Here is a 16,188-nt window from a genome sequence, read left to right on the forward strand (position 1 = left end):
TTTTATTCATAATAAGCTGCTGCAAGCAACATCTGGGCAATAAACTTCCATGGAATATTTTCTGAAAGCTTCTCCCCTTGATTTATATAAACACCTTCATAAGCACCTAACCAACCATGTAATGCCTCTAAATAAGTCTCTACCTCTATATTCTCCCATTCATCTTGATTCACTTTGAAATCCTTTTGAAGATATACAAGAAACTTCAACAAGTCTTCCTTAGAATTTACATGATCAAGGTATTCAAATACATCCATATTTATTCCCCCTTTCTATTGCTCGTCATTTAAACTAACTATAATATATGAAATAAGATTCTTAAAACTATTATTTGAGGTGACCAAATATGAAGACTACACTTTGGGCAGAAGATGACTATTTAAAATTAGCACCTATTAACGACGAACTAATAAAAAAAGCAGAAGAAGTACTAAACGTAAAGCTCCCAGAATCGTACATAAATCTTCTAAAAGAACAAAACGGAGGAACTCTTCGATTAGATGCTCATCCTACTTCAGAGCCAAATTCTTGGGCAGACGATCACGTTAATGTTTCTGGATTATATGGCATTTCTTTTGATGAAAATGAGTCTAGTATTTTAGAGAGCCATTATTTAATTCAGGAATGGGACATGCCTGAGAATATCGTGCTTTTATCTGGTGACGGACATACGTGGATTGCACTAGACTATCGAAACGTAGCTGAAAATCCTCCAGTTATATTTATCGATAATGAGTTTGAGGAAATTATTGAATTAGCACCTAATTTTGAAAGCTTCTTACAAAATTTAACTACATACAATTATGATGAAGATGAAGAGTAAACCTATCTCTAAAGGAGTGCGCAATAGTGCAAGATTTCATTATAAAGTGAAACTTTAATCAGTGGGGGTTTTGTTCATCCACCACTGATTATTAGCCTTCACCAATCGGGCTTTTACGGGCAGTTGATCTCCCATCTAACTTCTTTGCTCCAGCCGAATTTTGAAGTGAGAGTCTTACTGCCCGTTAATGCGGGATAAACATCAAAAAGAACAGTCTATTGCATAATGTTTCACATGAAACTATCCATATTTTAGATTATCTTTCGACTTCTCATTCCTTGCAAAGTACTTTTTCATTATGTAAAAATAGTAAAAGCATCCTTTATATGAAGGATGCTTTTACTATTCACCTACCACTTCCCCCTACACTCTTCAATCAAACACAGCAAATACCTCTTCGTCATATCAGCCCTCCTCCAAATAGAGAGCTTGCGCTTTCCCTTTGGATTATTTCGCATTCGCTCTACCTCTTTTAATAAAGGCTCCCATTCTTTCGCTGAACGTTCTAATAAGTATTGTAATCCTCTATCTTTTGAAACGATTGTTTCATGATCTAACGTATATAAAATACGTCCCATCGTAACGACAGCTGATTCTACCCATTCTTCTATGAAAAATAAATAAGGACGCTTCGCTTTTTCAAGCCAGTAATGTTCTACGTTGTATTTCATCGTATTTACTACATCGTCCCACTTTATTTGAAAGGAAAGGTCTTCTACTTCTTTCCCGCTAACTGTAATACCTTGATTTTTCAATGTCCACCATGTGACCGCGTTAATATCCCAATGACCAATATCAGCCTTACCATCTGCACAATACACGTACTCATTCATTTCATCATTGTATTTCCCTAAATCAGCAAGCGGAATATACATACCATCCATTCTTTTACCTAACGTACTTTTACTATTTTTTTTATGCAGTTCTATAATTTGTTGTTTTTCAGCTTCATTCACGGAATCACTTATTACCGTAACAAAGTCAACATCGCTCGTTTCTATATGAAATGCTCCTAGCGCGATTGATCCGTAAATATATACCCCGACTATTTTTTCATCCGAAAAAATTTCTTTTAATTCTACTATGTACTGCTCCATTAATTGCTTTACTTCTTCTGGTAAAGCATGTTTTATTCCATTCTCCACATCTATCCCTCCAATAAAAAAAGCCTTCGCAAATTCGCAAAGGCTTCCTGCTTTATAAATATTTCTCGATTTCTTCGTAAACATCCTTCAAACGAGGATTTCCTTCTCCAACAATTTCTCCATTTACAAGAACGACCGGATAAAATAGATCTTCTTCCACTACGCGCTCTGCGAATGCTTTTTTATCTTCATCTTCTTGTTCTTCTTGAAAATCAATATACTCGAAATTAAATTTATTTTCTTGTCCTTCATATTTACGACCAATCGCCGCTTGTAACCACTCAAACGTTTCTGTTGAAGATGGCATTCCAACGCAGCTCGCACAAATTACTTTCGTCCCATACACTTGCACATTAACCATTTCTTCTCCCCCACTTCTTGTTTCAACAGTATATTCAGATGTCTTAGTACATAAGCACATCATTTTACAAATTTATTCTATACCCCTATACTGAAAAAACACGTTGTAAACATGATAAAAAATTTCGACAATAAAACAAGAACAGAAAAAATAGATTTTCCCCTCTATCTTGATTATAATAAAACTGATGAAAGGAGTCGATAAAAATGGAAAACCCACATATGCAAGAACAAGTATTAGAAGTATTAGATAAATTACGTCCATTCTTACTTCGCGATGGCGGAGACGTTGAATTAGTAGACATTGAAGAAGGTATCGTAAAATTACGCCTTATGGGTGCTTGCGGAAGCTGCCCAAGTTCTACAATCACACTAAAAGCTGGTATCGAACGCGCACTACTTGAAGAAGTACCAGGCGTTATTGAAGTAGAACAAGTATTTTAATCTAAAAGCAGAAGCGGCTCGTTCAGAATCGCTTCCTAGAAAGAGACCCAAATGGGTCTCTTTTTTTATTCAAATAACACTTCCCCTTTAACATCATAAAACAAAATTGGAAATCCTTCTCAAAAAATGCGATAATTAATACTATAGAATCGTTCACACATATACAGAAAAAAACATAGGGGGACGACACATGCCAAGAATGGGGAACACTTTCTTAACAATTCAAGAACTAGAAAAGAAAAAAGAGTATTTATTAGACCTTTCATCCGTTATACCAACATGGAATGCAAGTTATCAATTTTTATTTAAAGAAATCCAGCAAGAATTATTGAGTAAAGTAAATGAAAAAATCGAAAGACATCAATTCATTTTAAATATATGTGCAGATCAACAGGTAGGGGCATAATGTATTACATACAATTGTGATATATAAAAAAGAGACCTCACCCGGTCTCTTTTTTCATTTTAAGACAGCCAATCTAATTTCCTAATGCCTAACTTATCAACAGGTAAACGAAATGACTCGTAAAAATGATTCATAAATTGCTCAGTGCGCTTCACATCATGTAAAATGATTTCTAAACGGGCTCTATATATGCCTTTTTGTTCTTCGTTTCCTGTTTGATAATATCGTTCAATCGTTTCAAAGTAGTGAAGCGGGAACAGAAGCCTTGCGAATAATAAGCGCCAACCAAATGAAGAGAGCGAATAATTACGTTCATAATCTGTAATGAATTGAACTACCGTTTGCTCCCAATCTTTCTTTTTTTCTATCATCATATAGCGAATACATTCTGCTATATCTCTACTTGGGTGATCATATACCCAATCAAAAGGAAGTTTTAAACGCTTCGTTTGCTGCCATAATAAAGGTGTAAATCGTTCTTGGCAAATTGTTGCTGCGTCAGTTATTTGTGGTGTATCGTCCATTTCTGTATCGACAACATATTGAATTGCATTTTCTGCAACTCCTAAGTAATACGGGAAGGATTCAATAAACAATTGATCGAATACGTCTGAAGGATGGTTCATCACTTGCGATTGCCAAAACCTTTCTAATTGGTCGAGCCTTTTTTCCCATAATGCTTTCCATTCACCAATGCGGCTTAATTGCTCAACTTCTTCTGGAAAGAATGCGCCACGTTTATGGAATATAGAAAGCTCACTTCCTAATGATGTAGCATGTCGCTCTAACATACGCATACCTTTTAATAAGCAGTAATTTTTTTCTTCTATCTCACTTACATAGTAGCCGTGTATAGTCGGAACGAAAGTCGAAACAGTTATATCCCCTTGCTGGTTCATATAATCACTGAGCTTTTTCATCTCTACAAGTACTTCTTCCTCCATTTCTCCAATTGGAACAAGTACATAAATTTTGTTGCGAATCCAAAAGCTTTTATAGGGGCCAAGGGGGATTAATTCTTTAACATGCATGTGATAATGCTCATAAATATGCTGAATCATCGCAGTCGCCACCTATGGTTTTTCTTTATATATATGAGCTTGTGCTCGCCTTTCATTCCTATGCACATGATAAAGCAACGAAACGTATACAAATACTAAAAAGAAAAAAAGGTGATAAACATGAAAGACTCAAATCAACTACAAGAAAGAGCATTACAACTATTACAAGAGCGCGGTGTAACAATTGACGATATTGCTGATCTTGTTCATTTTCTTCAAAAGAAATACCATGCAAATTTAGAGATGTCAGAATGTCGCTATAACGTTGAGCGTGTACTATCAAAACGAGAAGTACAAAACGCTCTTATTACAGGCATTGAACTTGATGTCCTTGCTGAAAAAGGAATGTTAAGTCAGCCGTTACAAGATATCGTAAAACGCGATGAAGGACTATATGGAATTGATGAAGTCATCGCACTTTCAATCGTTAACGTGTACGGGTCAATTGGCTTCACGAACTTTGGATATATCGATAAATTAAAACCAGGTATTTTAGAATACTTAAATGATAAATCAACTGGAAAGGTGCATACATTCCTTGATGATATCGTTGGCGGAATCGCTGCCGCTGCTTCAAGTCGTTTAGCGCACCGTGCTGAGCATTCGGAATAAGGGGTCTAGGCCGTCAGTTTCATACTGACGGCCTTTCATATTCCATAAGCATGAACTCTCTTCCACGGCTCAAAAAAAGAGGTCCTACTTGAAATCCAATGTTTTTATATAGCCTAATCGCTCTCTTATTGAATGTCGCTACACTCAGTCGAAACATTTTCGAATTCAATTCCTCAGTAGCAAATGCTATTCCCGCTTGAAAAAATATTTCTCCCATCCCTTTCCCTGTTAACTCTGGCTTCATTCCAAGCCCAATATCTACTACATCTTCTCCCCTATATAAATTAGCATCTCTTCCCCCTGGCACTTGTGCATTTTCTCCAAAACAAAAATAGCCGATGAATTCTCCATTCTCTCCGCAACAACCGTAATACGTTCCATCTAGCAACTCTTCTATTACTTCAGCATCTCCCGAAAAGCTATATAACGTATAGGGATTTTCATACTTCCACGTATTTATTTCTTTCGCTTCTTCTTCTGTTAACTTATGTATATCCATTCATCTCGCCCCTTATCAAATACTCTACTAATCTATATGTATTTACTCATTCATTTTCCAAACTTGATTCTCCTCTAATCGTAATATGCATAGTTACATACGCACACCCCTTTAAAAAATGCTAAAATTTATTTGAATCGCTGTTGTTACACTTCTTGATTAAGAAAGACTGTTAACCGGAAAATTAACGTCTTATCAAACTCAAGCAATTGGCACGTTTTGTCATCATGAAAGACACTCGAAAGAGTGTCTTTTTTCTATACCTGAGCAGGACCTGCTCATTTACAAAATTAATGCATAAATTAATATAACTCTTTAAACGCATTATTCCCTTTCTATATGTTGCGGCGTTCGTTGCGACATATTCGGATAATAAAAAGCACTCCAGCCAGAGTGCTTTTTACTTTCAAACAAGGAGGTTACATATATGGATAGTACTCTTGTATTTAACTTTGGTATCGGTATTGTTATCATTTTATTCGTCTTCTTTGTACTTTGTATGAGCGGGATATAATAATCTTTTATGCTGATAACTCCTTTAAAGTATCACTCAATTTAAACTTTCTTAATTGTAATGAAGCAATCATTGCTGCTCCTGCTCCGAGTATAATGCTAGCTAGTGCCAATATTAAAACTTGATTATACGGAATGATAATAACCGTTAACTCTAAGCTTGATAACACAATATAACTAAATACAATTCCACCTAAAACCCCAATACAACCAGCTATCGCTCCAAGTAAAGTGCCCTCTAATAAAACAATCCGTCTCATTTGCTTCGGAATAGCTCCTACCGCACGAATCATACTAATTTCAGCACGTCTTTCATGTAAACTTGAGACAATCGCATTCATTAACCCTATACCAGAAATAATGAAAACAATTACAACTAACAAGCGAATTAACATCATCATTTGCGATAATAACTGCTCCTGTTCTTTTAATAAATCATGGCTATTAATAACTTCTACGTTCTCTTTATTATTTGTAATTTGTTTTACTTGCTTCTTAATCTCTTCAAATGATTGATTAGAATTTGTCATAACTTGAATTGCTTCATATCCTTGCACGTGAAACTTATCACGAACCCATTGTTCATTTACGAAAATGTCTAATCCTCTTCCCCTTAATCCTTGCTCAATAATCGAAACGACTTTAATCGTTTGTTTTTCTTTCCCTTTTCCTTGTACTTCAATCGTATCATGCAACTGAATCCCTAATGTTTTAGCAGTTCTCTTCGTAACGACTCCCTCACCATCTTGTAATGGCTTATTTAAATCTTGTCCTGTAATCACTTTCGCTTTTGTTACTTTTTGATAAGCAACAATATCATTCCCCACAACTTCTATCACATCATATTCAAAATCATCTTTCCTCACATTTTCATACCACTCTTGATCCGCTTTTTTAAAATCATAATTTATAAGCTTCGCTGTAAAGTCAGTAACATTTGCTACGCTCTCTTCTACACCATCAATTTTTTTAACCTTCTCCATCCAACTAAATGGTAATACTTCAGTACTTTGCGACTCTATTGGAATTCTTATTACTAAATCAGCTGGTAAATGTTTTTGTAACCCATCTTTCATGCCTTCGTAAATAGAGTTTATATACATCGTTCCAACAAGTGCTAACATAAAACCAAATGCTAGTATAGCAACCGATACAGCTGCCTTATTTCGATAACGAATTACATTTCGGCTACTAATCGTCGTTTCAATTCGTAATATCATTTGAAGTGGTTTTGCAATCACTGGTGCTATCATCCGAATAAATAACGGAATCGCAAATAACAAACCGACCGCAAATAACAGCGCACCTATCGCACTTGGATTAAAACCGATATATCGCTCTAATACGTTACCCGCTAGTCCAATAACAGTACCAATGATTAAAATGCTACCACTAAAAGCACTCCACCTTTTTTCTTTTTTCTCATTACTAGGAAGACCTGGCCTAAGCGCTTGAACTGGTGGAATCTTTCTAACCATAAAGGCTGGTATAATAGCCCCTATGATAGACATAACAATCCCTAGTAAAAACGTAATGAGTAAAATCTCGCCTGAAATCGAGAATGATTCTTTCACTGCCCCCTCAATATTCACCCATTTATTAATAAATGATGCGGCGATTGTTTGCGTACCTGCTCCAAGAATAACTCCTGCTAGTGATCCGATTGCCCCAATACATAAAGCCTCTAATAAAACGACTAATATAATTTGATTTGGATTACTACCAAGTGCACGTAATAATGCCCATTGCTTAAATCGACTTCTGACAGATAAGAAGAAACTTCCCATTATTAAAAGGGCTACAACAAATAAGGCAATACCACCTAAACTAAAAATTAATGGCTTCATTACATTTAGTCGTTCAAATGCCTTATCTACATAAGTACGTTGGTCCACCTTTATATTTTCAATCTTTTTATGTACATCAAAAGCAATTGCTTTTTTCACATTTACATCTTGTACTTTCACTTGAACAAGATTGAATTGATTTGGTAAATTTAATTCTTTTTGAAGCCAATGGATTGGAAAATAAGCACTATGCCCCATTGACGCCATTAACGGTGGATTTAAAATACCGACAACTTTCACAGCCTTTTCACCATGCTGCGGGAATGGCAGTTTAATCGTATCTCCTACCCGTATATTTTCACGATCTGTATACCCTTTTGTCAGTGCTACTTCAGCACCTTCTTTCGGATATCGTCCTTCTAATATTTTATAAGAATGCATTTCTGGAGAATCTTGCTCAACACCCCAATAAGATGGCTTTCCCGATAGTTCTTTATAATGTGGAAAAGGATACGGTATAAGTGCTTTTGATATTTTTTCAGCATTTTCTAAGCCATCTATTCCTTTTAAACTTTCATTATTTAAATACATGTCATTTTTTATATAGCCAAATTGTAAATTATAATCTCCATACCGACTTACTACTTGTTCCTTCACACTTTGCTCTACTGATTGATTACCTAGTAATAACATCGTCGCTAACATAACACCTAAAGCTGCACCGAGGGCAATCAACATATTTCGCAACCAATTTTGTTTCATCGATTTTACCGCATACTTAATTACCCATCGCATCACCTTTACCTCCTACTTTAAAGTGACGATTCATAATCTCTTGAATTTGAGTAACTTGTTGCGGGATATTTCGAAATTTCCACCCTTTACTTTCAGTATGCTCATGAATCACCTCACCATCTAATAAGAAAACGACTTTATCAGCATGGGCCGCTACGAACGGATCGTGCGTTACAATGACAGCTGTTTGCCCTAATTCATCACATGCATTGCGAAGTGCCGCGATAATATTTTTGCTGTTTTCTGAATCTAACGCCCCTGTTGGCTCATCTGCTAATATAATAGCCGGCTCATTTGCAAAAGCTCTTGCTATCGCAACCCTTTGCTGTTGCCCACCTGATAACTGTGCTGGTAAATGCTTTTCTTTTCCTTTCAATCCAACGAGCTCTAATAAACGATTTGCTGTCACCGTTGCCTTCTTTTGCGAAACATTATCTAATAGTAAAGGCAACCCTACATTTTCCTCCGCATTAAACACTGGAATTAAATTAAACTGCTGAAAAATAAAACCGATTTTATGCCTTCTAAATAAAGCGAGCTCTTTTTCTTTTAATGTTGAAATCTCCGTACCATCAACTCGAATACTACCTACCGATGGAATATCTAATCCACCTAACAGCTGAAGTAAAGTCGTTTTACCCGATCCACTTGCCCCCATAATACAAACAAAGTCACCTTTTTGAATTTGAACATTAATATCTTTTAAGATCTTTACTTTACTATCCCCAATATCAAACGATTTTTCTAACCCTTCAATTTCAATAATATTCATCCCGATATCCCCTTTTCTCTCTATTTACCAATCTATATATTCTATTCGAAAATGCAAAATACCTACTATTTTGTATTTTTTTGTCACATACTAACATTTATATTAACCGGCAGTAAGTGCCCGATTAGTGTGAGCAAATAATCAGTGCGGGATGGACACCCCCCACCTATTAAAATTTCACTTTATTTCTCACGTCAGAAAAGTTGACTCTCGCAACGGAAGTAACCATAATAATTACACGAATATATAAAAACTATTCACATATCCACAATTAGGAGGAAGAACAATGAAACATGTGATCGTTTATGCACACCCGAATACAGAAAGCTTCAACCATGCAATTTTAGAAACTGTAAAAAGTGAATTAGAAGGAAAAGGTCATGAAGTACGCGTTCGTGATTTATACGAATTAAACTTCAATCCAGTATTAGGTGCTTCCGATTTCATCTCATTTTCCCAAGGAAACACACCAGAAGATATTAAAGAAGAACAAAAGCATATCTCTTGGGCTGATAGTATTACATTCATTTACCCAGTTTGGTGGGCGGGTCTTCCTGCTATTTTAAAAGGATACGTTGACCGTGTATTTAGCCACGGCTTCGCTTATGCTTACGGTGAGAATGGTATTGAAAAGTTATTAAGCAGTAAAAAAGGATTGTTATTATCTACGATGGGAAATTCGAAAGAAGTATACACAGCAGGCGGTATGTTTGATGCAATGAAAAAAACAACTGATGCTGGTATTTTTGAATTTACAGGCATTGAAACACTGGAACATACATTCTACACAAGTGTTCCTTCTGTGGATGACAGTGTGCGTAAACAATATCTTGAAGAAGTTAAAGACGTAGTGAATCGTGCGTTTTAATAAAAAAACTCCGGTTATAACAACCGGAGTTTTTATTTCATCATCAATTTCGGAATATATCTTTGAAGAATGCTTTCTAATTCATTCATATCTTCCTGTCTAATAAGTAAATTCACATTATCATTCATTTTTTCTCGCCCGCGATATAAAAATATATTTTCTTTTGGATTTTCCCATGTTGATGTTTTATAGCCTTTTAATTCTTCGTATGAATAATAGTTCAATCCGTCTATTACACCTTTTTCATATATTTGTACACTTTTAATAAGATTGATCGCTATTAAAATCATAAAACAACTTGCTACAGCATAACTACCTGACTGAATGAGAAACTGTTCAAATGTACCAATATCACCACTTACGTATTGAGCATATATATACATACATTGTCCGATAAAGTACGCTGGTCCAAGTAAGGCAATCCAACGTCGTTTCACCCGAGGATATGCTGCAATAAGCTTTCCCGCGCTTTTTTTCATTTCATTTATTTTATATATCTTCCATAGAACAAAGAATAAAACACATAATGTAAAAATAAACATAATACATGACATCCAGTACACTCTTATTCCCCCTTATCATCATTATATATAAAATTTACATTTTAAATCCCTATAGTACATATGCAATTGTGCATAAAAAAACAGGCAACCTCTTCCGGTTACCTGCATTTCATTACATCTTCTCAATCCACTCCGTCAAGTTGTGCACAACTTGCGTCGGTTGTACTTCATATTCTGTTAACTTGTCCACAGTTGTTACTCCAGTGTGGACAAGAAGGGTATGCATACTAGCATTTATCCCCGCTAAAATATCTGTATCGTAGTTATCCCCAACCATTAAAGCTTCTTCTTTTCCTATGCCAAGCACTTTTAACGCTTGTTCCATAATGATTGATTCTGGTTTACCAATAAAGATTGGGTCCACACCTGTTGATACTGCAACAACTGATGTTAATGAACCGTTACCTGGTAATAATCCGCGCTCAGTCGGAATTGCGATATCCCCATTTGTTGAAATAAACGTTGCACCGTTACGCACAGCAAGGCACGCTTTTGCTAATTTTTCATATGTGATATCGCGATCTAAACCAACAATGACGAAATCAGGATTTTCATCCACAAGTTCAAAGCCTTTTTCCACAAGTGCAGCGTGTAAGCCCTCTTCACCAATCATATATACAGTTGCATCTTGTTTGCGCTCATAAATAAAGTTCGCTGTAGCCATACTCGTTGTGAATACTTGCTCCGCTTTCGCTGGAATATCGAAACGAACAAGTTTTTCTGCAACTTGTTCTGGTTTACGAGTTGAGTTATTTGTAACGAATAAATATGGAATACCGCGCTCCCCTAATGCTTTTACGAAGTCACTTGCTTCTTCAATTTGCTCTTCACCGCGATACATTGTACCGTCTAAGTCAATTAAATAGCCTTTATACATCTGTTTGTCTCTCCTTCTATGCTAACGTTCTCATCTATCATACCACTCTTATATTAACCCCTTTTTCAAAAGAAAAAAACGCTTTACCCTAAAGCGTCCCATAACGTTCATTTTTTCTCTTTTATTTGGTACGAACAATTACAATCGCCCACGCACATGTTTGCTAACGTCTTCACATTTGCATCTGCAAATAACCGCTTATACATATCTTTTTCATCTTCACACACTTGCGGGAATCTCTCTGCAATTTCCTTTAACGGACAGTTTTGCTTTTCAAATATGAAAGAATGCTCCCCATCTCGCTTTATTTGAACCATATAACCGTTTCTCTCTTGCATAGCAGCTACTTCTTGAACTTTATACGCTAAATTGCTTTGATTACTTATCCTCTTTTGCAACTGTTCTTCCATTCGTTTCGTTCTCGCTTGCAAGACGTGACGCAGCATTTTTTCATCGCCCATTCGAGCTAAATCTTCTAGCATATCAATAGCAAACTGCTTATATTCTTTCGGGAATGTATCTTCTCCCTTTTGACTTAATCCATACAAATATGTTGGGCGTCCAACATGCTGCCTTACCATCTTTGAATAAATTAGCTCATCATTTTCTAGTTTACTTAAATGTCGACGAATCGCCATCTCTGTAATTTCTAAAGCTTCGGCTAATTCTGCTACAGTATGCTCTCCTTTTATCTTCAGTAATTGTACAATCTCTTCTCTCGTAGTACGTGCTTCCCCCATAGCTCACCCTTCTCCCTTTTCTTTCTCCTATACAATATAAGATCCCCAAAGGAATTCCCGGGGATCTTATAAGCACAATTATTCTGGTACAAATGCAGATACAGGTCCTAATTCCTTTTCTAAATAACTGTGAATATTCGCTGGGTATTTCTCTACCACGGCGATATGTTTTTGAATCGTCTTATATAATTCATCATGATTCATTTGAATATAATCTTGCGTAAGCATTTTTCGAAGAAGAATAATTTCTTTAATATGCGCTCCCTCTTCTCCACTTATAACTCTCTCGTCCATTAAAATATCAATAATATCTTCGTAACTTCCTGGATCGCGCATAATAAATCCATCAATCATCGCATTCCCTACATCTAATATACAATCGATAATAAGATGGGCTATGCGCTCTAATGCATAAAATTCAAACTCTGTTTCATATGTCTTTTTCTCTTGAAATGTATTTGTTGCTCGTTCTAAACATACTAGCATTTGTTCTATTTTCTTTCTGTCTACGAAGTACATGAATGTCACCTACCTGGAAATTAAAGCATTTACATTTTAATTGTAACGCTTTCTTCTGAAAAAATCGACAATTTTTCGAATTCACCTTTTCCTCGTTATTTGTTATAGTTATATTTGTATGATTTTTGAAATTGGAGGAATGCAACCTTGGAACGTGAACTCGCACTAGAAATTGTCCGTGTAACAGAAGCAGCAGCCTTAGCATCCGCACAGTGGATGGGCCGCGGAAAGAAAAACGAAGCAGATGATGCAGCAACTACAGCTATGCGTGATATGTTCGATTCAGTAAACATGGCAGGTACAGTTGTAATCGGTGAAGGAGAACTTGATGAAGCACCGATGTTGTATATTGGTGAAGAACTAGGAACAGGTAACGGTCCAGAAGTAGATATCGCCGTTGATCCATTAGAAGGTACAAACATCGTTGCAAAAGGCCTTGCAAATGCAATGGCAGTTATCGCAATCGCAGATAAAGGAAACCTTCTTCATGCTCCGGATATGTACATGGAAAAAATCGCGGTTGGTCCAAAAGCAGCTGGTAAAATTAGCTTAGATGATCCAATTGAAAAAACAATTGATATTGTAGCAGAAGCAAACAATAAAAAAATTCGTGACCTAACGGTTATCATCCAAGAACGTGAACGTCATCAAGATATTATTGACCGTGTTCGTGCAAAAGGTGCACGCGTAAAATTATTTGGTGATGGAGATGTTGGTGCATCAATCGCAACAGCTTTACCTGGAACAGGTATCGACTTATTCGTAGGTGTTGGCGGAGCTCCAGAAGGCGTTATTTCTGCAGCAGCATTAAAATGCCTTGAAGGTGAAATGCAAGCTCGCTTAGTTCCAATGAACGAAGAAGAAGAAGCTCGTTGTCGTGAAATGGGATTAGAAGATCCTCGTCAACTTCTTATGTTAGATGACTTAGTATCTGGTGATGATGCAATCTTCTCAGCAACAGGTGTATCTGCTGGTGAATTATTAGACGGCGTGAAATTCCTTGGCGGAGATTTAGCTGAAACATATTCTATCGTAATGCGTTACAAAACAAGAACAGTACGTTTCATTAAAACGCATCACCATTTAGATCATAAACCACACTTAAACTTAGATATTTAATAAAGGAGCCATGTGTATGGAAGAACGTTTCTTTCTGTACGACGATACAGTCGCTACAAAAACGCGTTTCGTTAGCTTTTTGGGGGAAAATGAGCGTCATGATTTAGCGCTTCTATACTCCGATCGTCATTACGGTAAAACGATAGTCCTTGATATGCAAAGCAACAAATTTGCTATCATCGGTCCTGACGATTTAAATGAACAAGGCTACTTAGAGCATGCATTTTCGATGTCTGAAGAAAATGCAGAAGAATTACGCTCATTTTTATTTGAACTTATATAATTTATCTGGAGCACCAGCTATGTTAGCTGGTGTTTTTTTACAATTTATATTTTGAATTTTCAATCTTATATGTTATACTTATGAACAAATCTATTTGGATAGAAAGGACGTTATCTGCGTATGCCAACATTTACTTTGTAATGGATCAGCAATTGGATAGCATTACTCTCAAAAAAGCACCGTGCTTTTTCAAGGGAGTAGTCTGCCCATTCCCATTACGAAGGAACGTAACGCATCTGTAGTATGATGTTTACGGAGGTTCCTCTTGGGGGAACCTCTTTTTATTTTTTTCTACTTCTTATGTCTTCATACTACAAGACATCCAAATAGCTGTATTACGTTCCTTTGCCACTAATATAAGAGGTGAAGGAAAATGCAGAAAGTACAACTTTCTTGGAGTTTATATGAAAACGAACTAGCAACAATCGAAAAATATTGTAAAAATTGCAGGCGTACTACCCTTTTTACCGACACGAACATTCGCAGGCATAACGCAAACGGAAAGAACATATACCGATTTGCAATTTATAAATGTCCGAAAGATCATACGTGGAATCAAAAACTTCATATTTATAAATCATTTACTGATCACGTCGAAACTGTCGAGATGACTCAGCAAGAACAAACGGAAACAAGTACTACCATTTCCATTACACAATACAAAGAAAGTGGTATAGCCGAAATAACGATCGTATTAGACATAGTTTTCGGTTCCCACCGGATTGATAAAGTGTTATCCACATATATTTCAGATTGGAGCCGTGCACTCATTGTGGATAAAATTAAAAATGGGCATATCCAATTGAACGGACAACAAATGAAACCAAACAAAACTCTTTCTGAAGGTGATTACATTTCAATTTGTTTGTAAGGTGGACTCTCATGTTAAAGGTGAGAAAAGGTACGATTGATTTATTGAATGACTTAGATGTAATGTAAACAGTCTCCTCATAATTACTATGAAAAAATCCTCTTACAATCGTAAGAGGATTTTTTCATTTCTTCACTTTTCGCAATACAAAGTGTGCACAACCGAAGTTACAGTACTCGTATAAATACTCTGATAAAGTACTAATTTTCGTATCATATGTCGAACGTTGATTACTATCATCAAAGAATCCGCGCAATCTAAGTTGCTCATAACCCCAGTCTCCAACGATATAATCATATTTATTTAAAATTTCTGCATAGCGCTCTTTAAGTGCTTCTTCACTAAAACCGTCACGAAAGTTTTTAATCACTTCGTACTGAACATTATTAACGCTCACCGTAGTATGAATCTCTTGCTTTTGCTCCATTATGAACTTCCTCTCTAAGCATTCTTCTTTTTATCGTATCACAAAGCATAACAACCAACAATTTCAAATACAAAAAATTGAAAATTAGTGCATGCTATGGAGAAGGAGGTGCTACATCGTGAAAAAACAAATTATACTCTCTCTTCTCACTCTTTCCTTATTTGTGGGTTGCCAATCAACTAATAAAGCCGAAATGGAGCGTGAAGAAGGAAGTCGTGTTCTTGTTTCCAACAAAAACGACATGTATCATACGGAAAATACAAATACACGGCTCACAAGGGTGGGCTATTCATCTAAACAAAAACATGAAGTATCTAACAAACAAGTAGGCGCCATTAACCGTGAGAAAGTCGCTGAAATGATTACAAGCATGACAGTCAAACTTCCTGACGTCACCAATGCCGCTACACTCGTTACCGACGACGAAGTGTTCGTTGTATACCGTGCAAACACAACGGATCCAAAACTCGTAACAGATCAAGTATATAAAACTGCTTTGTCCATCGTTCCTCGCTATTATAAAGCATATGTATCAACAAACCAAAAGTTGATTTCTCAAATTCAAGGTCTTCAATCTGGTAGCTTAAACGATAAAGAATATGAACAAAGTCTTGATATGTTAAAACGGGAAATGAGCGATAATCCTCATTTGAACAATACGGGGGATCAAACTTTAAATGATATGATTAAAAAATAAAAAGGTG

At 36.2% G+C, this 16,188-nt stretch carries 21 protein-coding genes; 9 read left to right on the forward strand and 12 right to left on the reverse strand.

Annotation, left to right across the window (positions count from 1 at the left end; genetic code table 11):
- Positions 1-2: 2 nt before the first annotated feature.
- Positions 3-257, reverse strand: coding sequence for a DUF7660 family protein (locus MKX37_RS24300; RefSeq protein ID WP_078422103.1), 255 nt, complete (start codon positions 255-257; stop codon positions 3-5).
- Between the two features lie 89 nt (positions 258-346).
- On the opposite strand from MKX37_RS24300, the gene MKX37_RS24305 reads away from it, so the two are divergent.
- Positions 347-823 (forward strand): SMI1/KNR4 family protein, encoded by a 477-nt coding sequence (locus MKX37_RS24305; protein WP_002015882.1) that lies wholly within the window; start codon positions 347-349, stop codon positions 821-823.
- A 350-nt stretch (positions 824-1,173) separates the two neighbouring features.
- On the opposite strand, the gene MKX37_RS24310 is transcribed toward MKX37_RS24305, so the two are convergent.
- Together MKX37_RS24310 and MKX37_RS24315 are read right to left on the reverse strand one after the other, a co-directional pair.
- Positions 1,174-1,968 (reverse strand): nucleotidyltransferase domain-containing protein, encoded by a 795-nt coding sequence (locus tag MKX37_RS24310; RefSeq protein WP_002015900.1) that lies wholly within the window; start codon positions 1,966-1,968, stop codon positions 1,174-1,176.
- A gap of 52 nt (positions 1,969-2,020) precedes the next feature.
- A complete protein-coding gene (locus tag MKX37_RS24315) occupies positions 2,021-2,329 on the reverse strand; it encodes a YuzD family protein (RefSeq protein ID WP_000248590.1) in 309 nt (102 codons plus the stop codon).
- A gap of 206 nt (positions 2,330-2,535) precedes the next feature.
- Here MKX37_RS24315 and MKX37_RS24320 point away from each other — a divergent pair, with 206 nt between their 5' ends.
- Together MKX37_RS24320 and MKX37_RS24325 are read left to right on the forward strand one after the other, a co-directional pair.
- The gene (locus MKX37_RS24320; RefSeq protein WP_000431159.1) at positions 2,536-2,772 is read left to right on the forward strand and encodes a NifU family protein; all 237 of its coding nucleotides are present in this window, start codon (positions 2,536-2,538) and stop codon (positions 2,770-2,772) included.
- A gap of 190 nt (positions 2,773-2,962) precedes the next feature.
- Positions 2,963-3,178: a hypothetical protein gene (locus MKX37_RS24325; RefSeq protein WP_001137788.1), complete on the forward strand. Its 216-nt coding sequence runs from the start codon at positions 2,963-2,965 to the stop codon at positions 3,176-3,178.
- Between the two features lie 59 nt (positions 3,179-3,237).
- Here MKX37_RS24325 and yutH read toward each other — a convergent pair whose 3' ends face one another.
- Positions 3,238-4,239 carry a spore coat putative kinase YutH gene (gene yutH / locus MKX37_RS24330; RefSeq protein ID WP_002089339.1) on the reverse strand — a complete coding sequence of 334 codons (1,002 nt, stop codon included), beginning with the start codon at positions 4,237-4,239 and terminating at the stop codon, positions 3,238-3,240.
- 120 nt (positions 4,240-4,359) lie between these two features.
- On the opposite strand from yutH, the gene MKX37_RS24335 reads away from it, so the two are divergent.
- Positions 4,360-4,851, forward strand: a complete 492-nt coding sequence (locus MKX37_RS24335; RefSeq protein WP_002015902.1) for a phosphatidylglycerophosphatase A family protein — start codon at positions 4,360-4,362, stop codon at positions 4,849-4,851.
- Positions 4,852-4,870: 19 nt separating this feature from the next.
- On the opposite strand, the gene MKX37_RS24340 is transcribed toward MKX37_RS24335, so the two are convergent.
- The 3 genes from MKX37_RS24340 to MKX37_RS24350 all read right to left on the reverse strand — a co-directional run bounded on the left by MKX37_RS24340 (position 4,871) and on the right by MKX37_RS24350 (position 9,217).
- Positions 4,871-5,350, reverse strand: a complete 480-nt coding sequence (locus MKX37_RS24340; RefSeq protein ID WP_002015903.1) for a GNAT family N-acetyltransferase — start codon at positions 5,348-5,350, stop codon at positions 4,871-4,873.
- 521 nt (positions 5,351-5,871) lie between these two features.
- Positions 5,872-8,445: an FtsX-like permease family protein gene (locus MKX37_RS24345; protein ID WP_002129725.1), complete on the reverse strand. Its 2,574-nt coding sequence runs from the start codon at positions 8,443-8,445 to the stop codon at positions 5,872-5,874.
- Positions 8,429-9,217: an ABC transporter ATP-binding protein gene (locus MKX37_RS24350; protein ID WP_002129726.1), complete on the reverse strand. Its 789-nt coding sequence runs from the start codon at positions 9,215-9,217 to the stop codon at positions 8,429-8,431. The genes MKX37_RS24345 and MKX37_RS24350 overlap by 17 nt, the downstream gene beginning before the upstream one ends.
- A gap of 286 nt (positions 9,218-9,503) precedes the next feature.
- Between MKX37_RS24350 and MKX37_RS24355 the strand changes: the two genes are divergently transcribed.
- Positions 9,504-10,085, forward strand: coding sequence for an NAD(P)H-dependent oxidoreductase (locus tag MKX37_RS24355; protein ID WP_002129727.1), 582 nt, complete (start codon positions 9,504-9,506; stop codon positions 10,083-10,085).
- A 32-nt stretch (positions 10,086-10,117) separates the two neighbouring features.
- Here MKX37_RS24355 and MKX37_RS24360 read toward each other — a convergent pair whose 3' ends face one another.
- From MKX37_RS24360 to MKX37_RS24375, 4 genes are all read right to left on the reverse strand, one after another.
- Positions 10,118-10,648 (reverse strand): hypothetical protein, encoded by a 531-nt coding sequence (locus tag MKX37_RS24360; RefSeq protein ID WP_002184742.1) that lies wholly within the window; start codon positions 10,646-10,648, stop codon positions 10,118-10,120.
- 112 nt (positions 10,649-10,760) lie between these two features.
- Positions 10,761-11,525: a TIGR01457 family HAD-type hydrolase gene (locus tag MKX37_RS24365; protein ID WP_002089349.1), complete on the reverse strand. Its 765-nt coding sequence runs from the start codon at positions 11,523-11,525 to the stop codon at positions 10,761-10,763.
- Positions 11,526-11,632: 107 nt separating this feature from the next.
- Entirely contained in the window at positions 11,633-12,265 is a 633-nt protein-coding gene (locus tag MKX37_RS24370) for a helix-turn-helix transcriptional regulator (protein WP_002139296.1), read from the reverse strand.
- A gap of 78 nt (positions 12,266-12,343) precedes the next feature.
- Positions 12,344-12,784 carry a DUF86 domain-containing protein gene (locus tag MKX37_RS24375; protein ID WP_078422102.1) on the reverse strand — a complete coding sequence of 147 codons (441 nt, stop codon included), beginning with the start codon at positions 12,782-12,784 and terminating at the stop codon, positions 12,344-12,346.
- A gap of 147 nt (positions 12,785-12,931) precedes the next feature.
- On the opposite strand from MKX37_RS24375, the gene glpX reads away from it, so the two are divergent.
- From glpX to MKX37_RS24390, 3 genes are all read left to right on the forward strand, one after another.
- Positions 12,932-13,903 (forward strand): class II fructose-bisphosphatase, encoded by a 972-nt coding sequence (gene glpX / locus MKX37_RS24380; protein ID WP_002015911.1) that lies wholly within the window; start codon positions 12,932-12,934, stop codon positions 13,901-13,903.
- A gap of 16 nt (positions 13,904-13,919) precedes the next feature.
- The gene (locus tag MKX37_RS24385; RefSeq protein WP_002034592.1) at positions 13,920-14,186 is read left to right on the forward strand and encodes a DUF3055 domain-containing protein; all 267 of its coding nucleotides are present in this window, start codon (positions 13,920-13,922) and stop codon (positions 14,184-14,186) included.
- 373 nt (positions 14,187-14,559) lie between these two features.
- Entirely contained in the window at positions 14,560-15,057 is a 498-nt protein-coding gene (locus MKX37_RS24390; RefSeq protein WP_002129735.1) for a hypothetical protein, read from the forward strand.
- Between the two features lie 124 nt (positions 15,058-15,181).
- On the opposite strand, the gene MKX37_RS24395 is transcribed toward MKX37_RS24390, so the two are convergent.
- Positions 15,182-15,484, reverse strand: coding sequence for a YutD family protein (locus MKX37_RS24395; RefSeq protein WP_002015914.1), 303 nt, complete (start codon positions 15,482-15,484; stop codon positions 15,182-15,184).
- Between the two features lie 118 nt (positions 15,485-15,602).
- Between MKX37_RS24395 and MKX37_RS24400 the strand changes: the two genes are divergently transcribed.
- Positions 15,603-16,181 carry a YhcN/YlaJ family sporulation lipoprotein gene (locus tag MKX37_RS24400; RefSeq protein ID WP_002129737.1) on the forward strand — a complete coding sequence of 193 codons (579 nt, stop codon included), beginning with the start codon at positions 15,603-15,605 and terminating at the stop codon, positions 16,179-16,181.
- Positions 16,182-16,188 lie beyond the last annotated feature (7 nt).

This window comes from Bacillus sp. FSL R5-0709, assembly GCF_038004785.1.
GTDB lineage: Bacteria > Bacillota > Bacilli > Bacillales > Bacillaceae_G > Bacillus_A > Bacillus_A mycoides.

Bases quoted from the DNA above. Each gene is read 5' to 3' on its own strand.
- MKX37_RS24300 (WP_078422103.1), bottom strand. From the start codon at position 257: ATGGATGTATTTGAATACCTTGATCATGTAAATTCTAAGGAAGACTTG.
- MKX37_RS24305 (WP_002015882.1), top strand. From the start codon at position 347: ATGAAGACTACACTTTGGGCAGAAGATGACTATTTAAAATTAGCACCT.
- MKX37_RS24315 (WP_000248590.1), bottom strand. From the start codon at position 2,329: ATGGTTAATGTGCAAGTGTATGGGACGAAAGTAATTTGTGCGAGCTGC.
- MKX37_RS24320 (WP_000431159.1), top strand. From the start codon at position 2,536: ATGGAAAACCCACATATGCAAGAACAAGTATTAGAAGTATTAGATAAA.
- MKX37_RS24325 (WP_001137788.1), top strand. From the start codon at position 2,963: ATGCCAAGAATGGGGAACACTTTCTTAACAATTCAAGAACTAGAAAAG.
- yutH (WP_002089339.1), bottom strand. From the start codon at position 4,239: ATGATTCAGCATATTTATGAGCATTATCACATGCATGTTAAAGAATTA.
- MKX37_RS24335 (WP_002015902.1), top strand. From the start codon at position 4,360: ATGAAAGACTCAAATCAACTACAAGAAAGAGCATTACAACTATTACAA.
- MKX37_RS24340 (WP_002015903.1), bottom strand. From the start codon at position 5,350: ATGGATATACATAAGTTAACAGAAGAAGAAGCGAAAGAAATAAATACG.
- MKX37_RS24345 (WP_002129725.1), bottom strand. From the start codon at position 8,445: ATGCGATGGGTAATTAAGTATGCGGTAAAATCGATGAAACAAAATTGG.
- MKX37_RS24350 (WP_002129726.1), bottom strand. From the start codon at position 9,217: ATGAATATTATTGAAATTGAAGGGTTAGAAAAATCGTTTGATATTGGG.
- MKX37_RS24355 (WP_002129727.1), top strand. From the start codon at position 9,504: ATGAAACATGTGATCGTTTATGCACACCCGAATACAGAAAGCTTCAAC.
- MKX37_RS24365 (WP_002089349.1), bottom strand. From the start codon at position 11,525: ATGTATAAAGGCTATTTAATTGACTTAGACGGTACAATGTATCGCGGT.
- MKX37_RS24370 (WP_002139296.1), bottom strand. From the start codon at position 12,265: ATGGGGGAAGCACGTACTACGAGAGAAGAGATTGTACAATTACTGAAG.
- MKX37_RS24375 (WP_078422102.1), bottom strand. From the start codon at position 12,784: ATGTACTTCGTAGACAGAAAGAAAATAGAACAAATGCTAGTATGTTTA.
- MKX37_RS24385 (WP_002034592.1), top strand. From the start codon at position 13,920: ATGGAAGAACGTTTCTTTCTGTACGACGATACAGTCGCTACAAAAACG.
- MKX37_RS24390 (WP_002129735.1), top strand. From the start codon at position 14,560: ATGCAGAAAGTACAACTTTCTTGGAGTTTATATGAAAACGAACTAGCA.
- MKX37_RS24395 (WP_002015914.1), bottom strand. From the start codon at position 15,484: ATGGAGCAAAAGCAAGAGATTCATACTACGGTGAGCGTTAATAATGTT.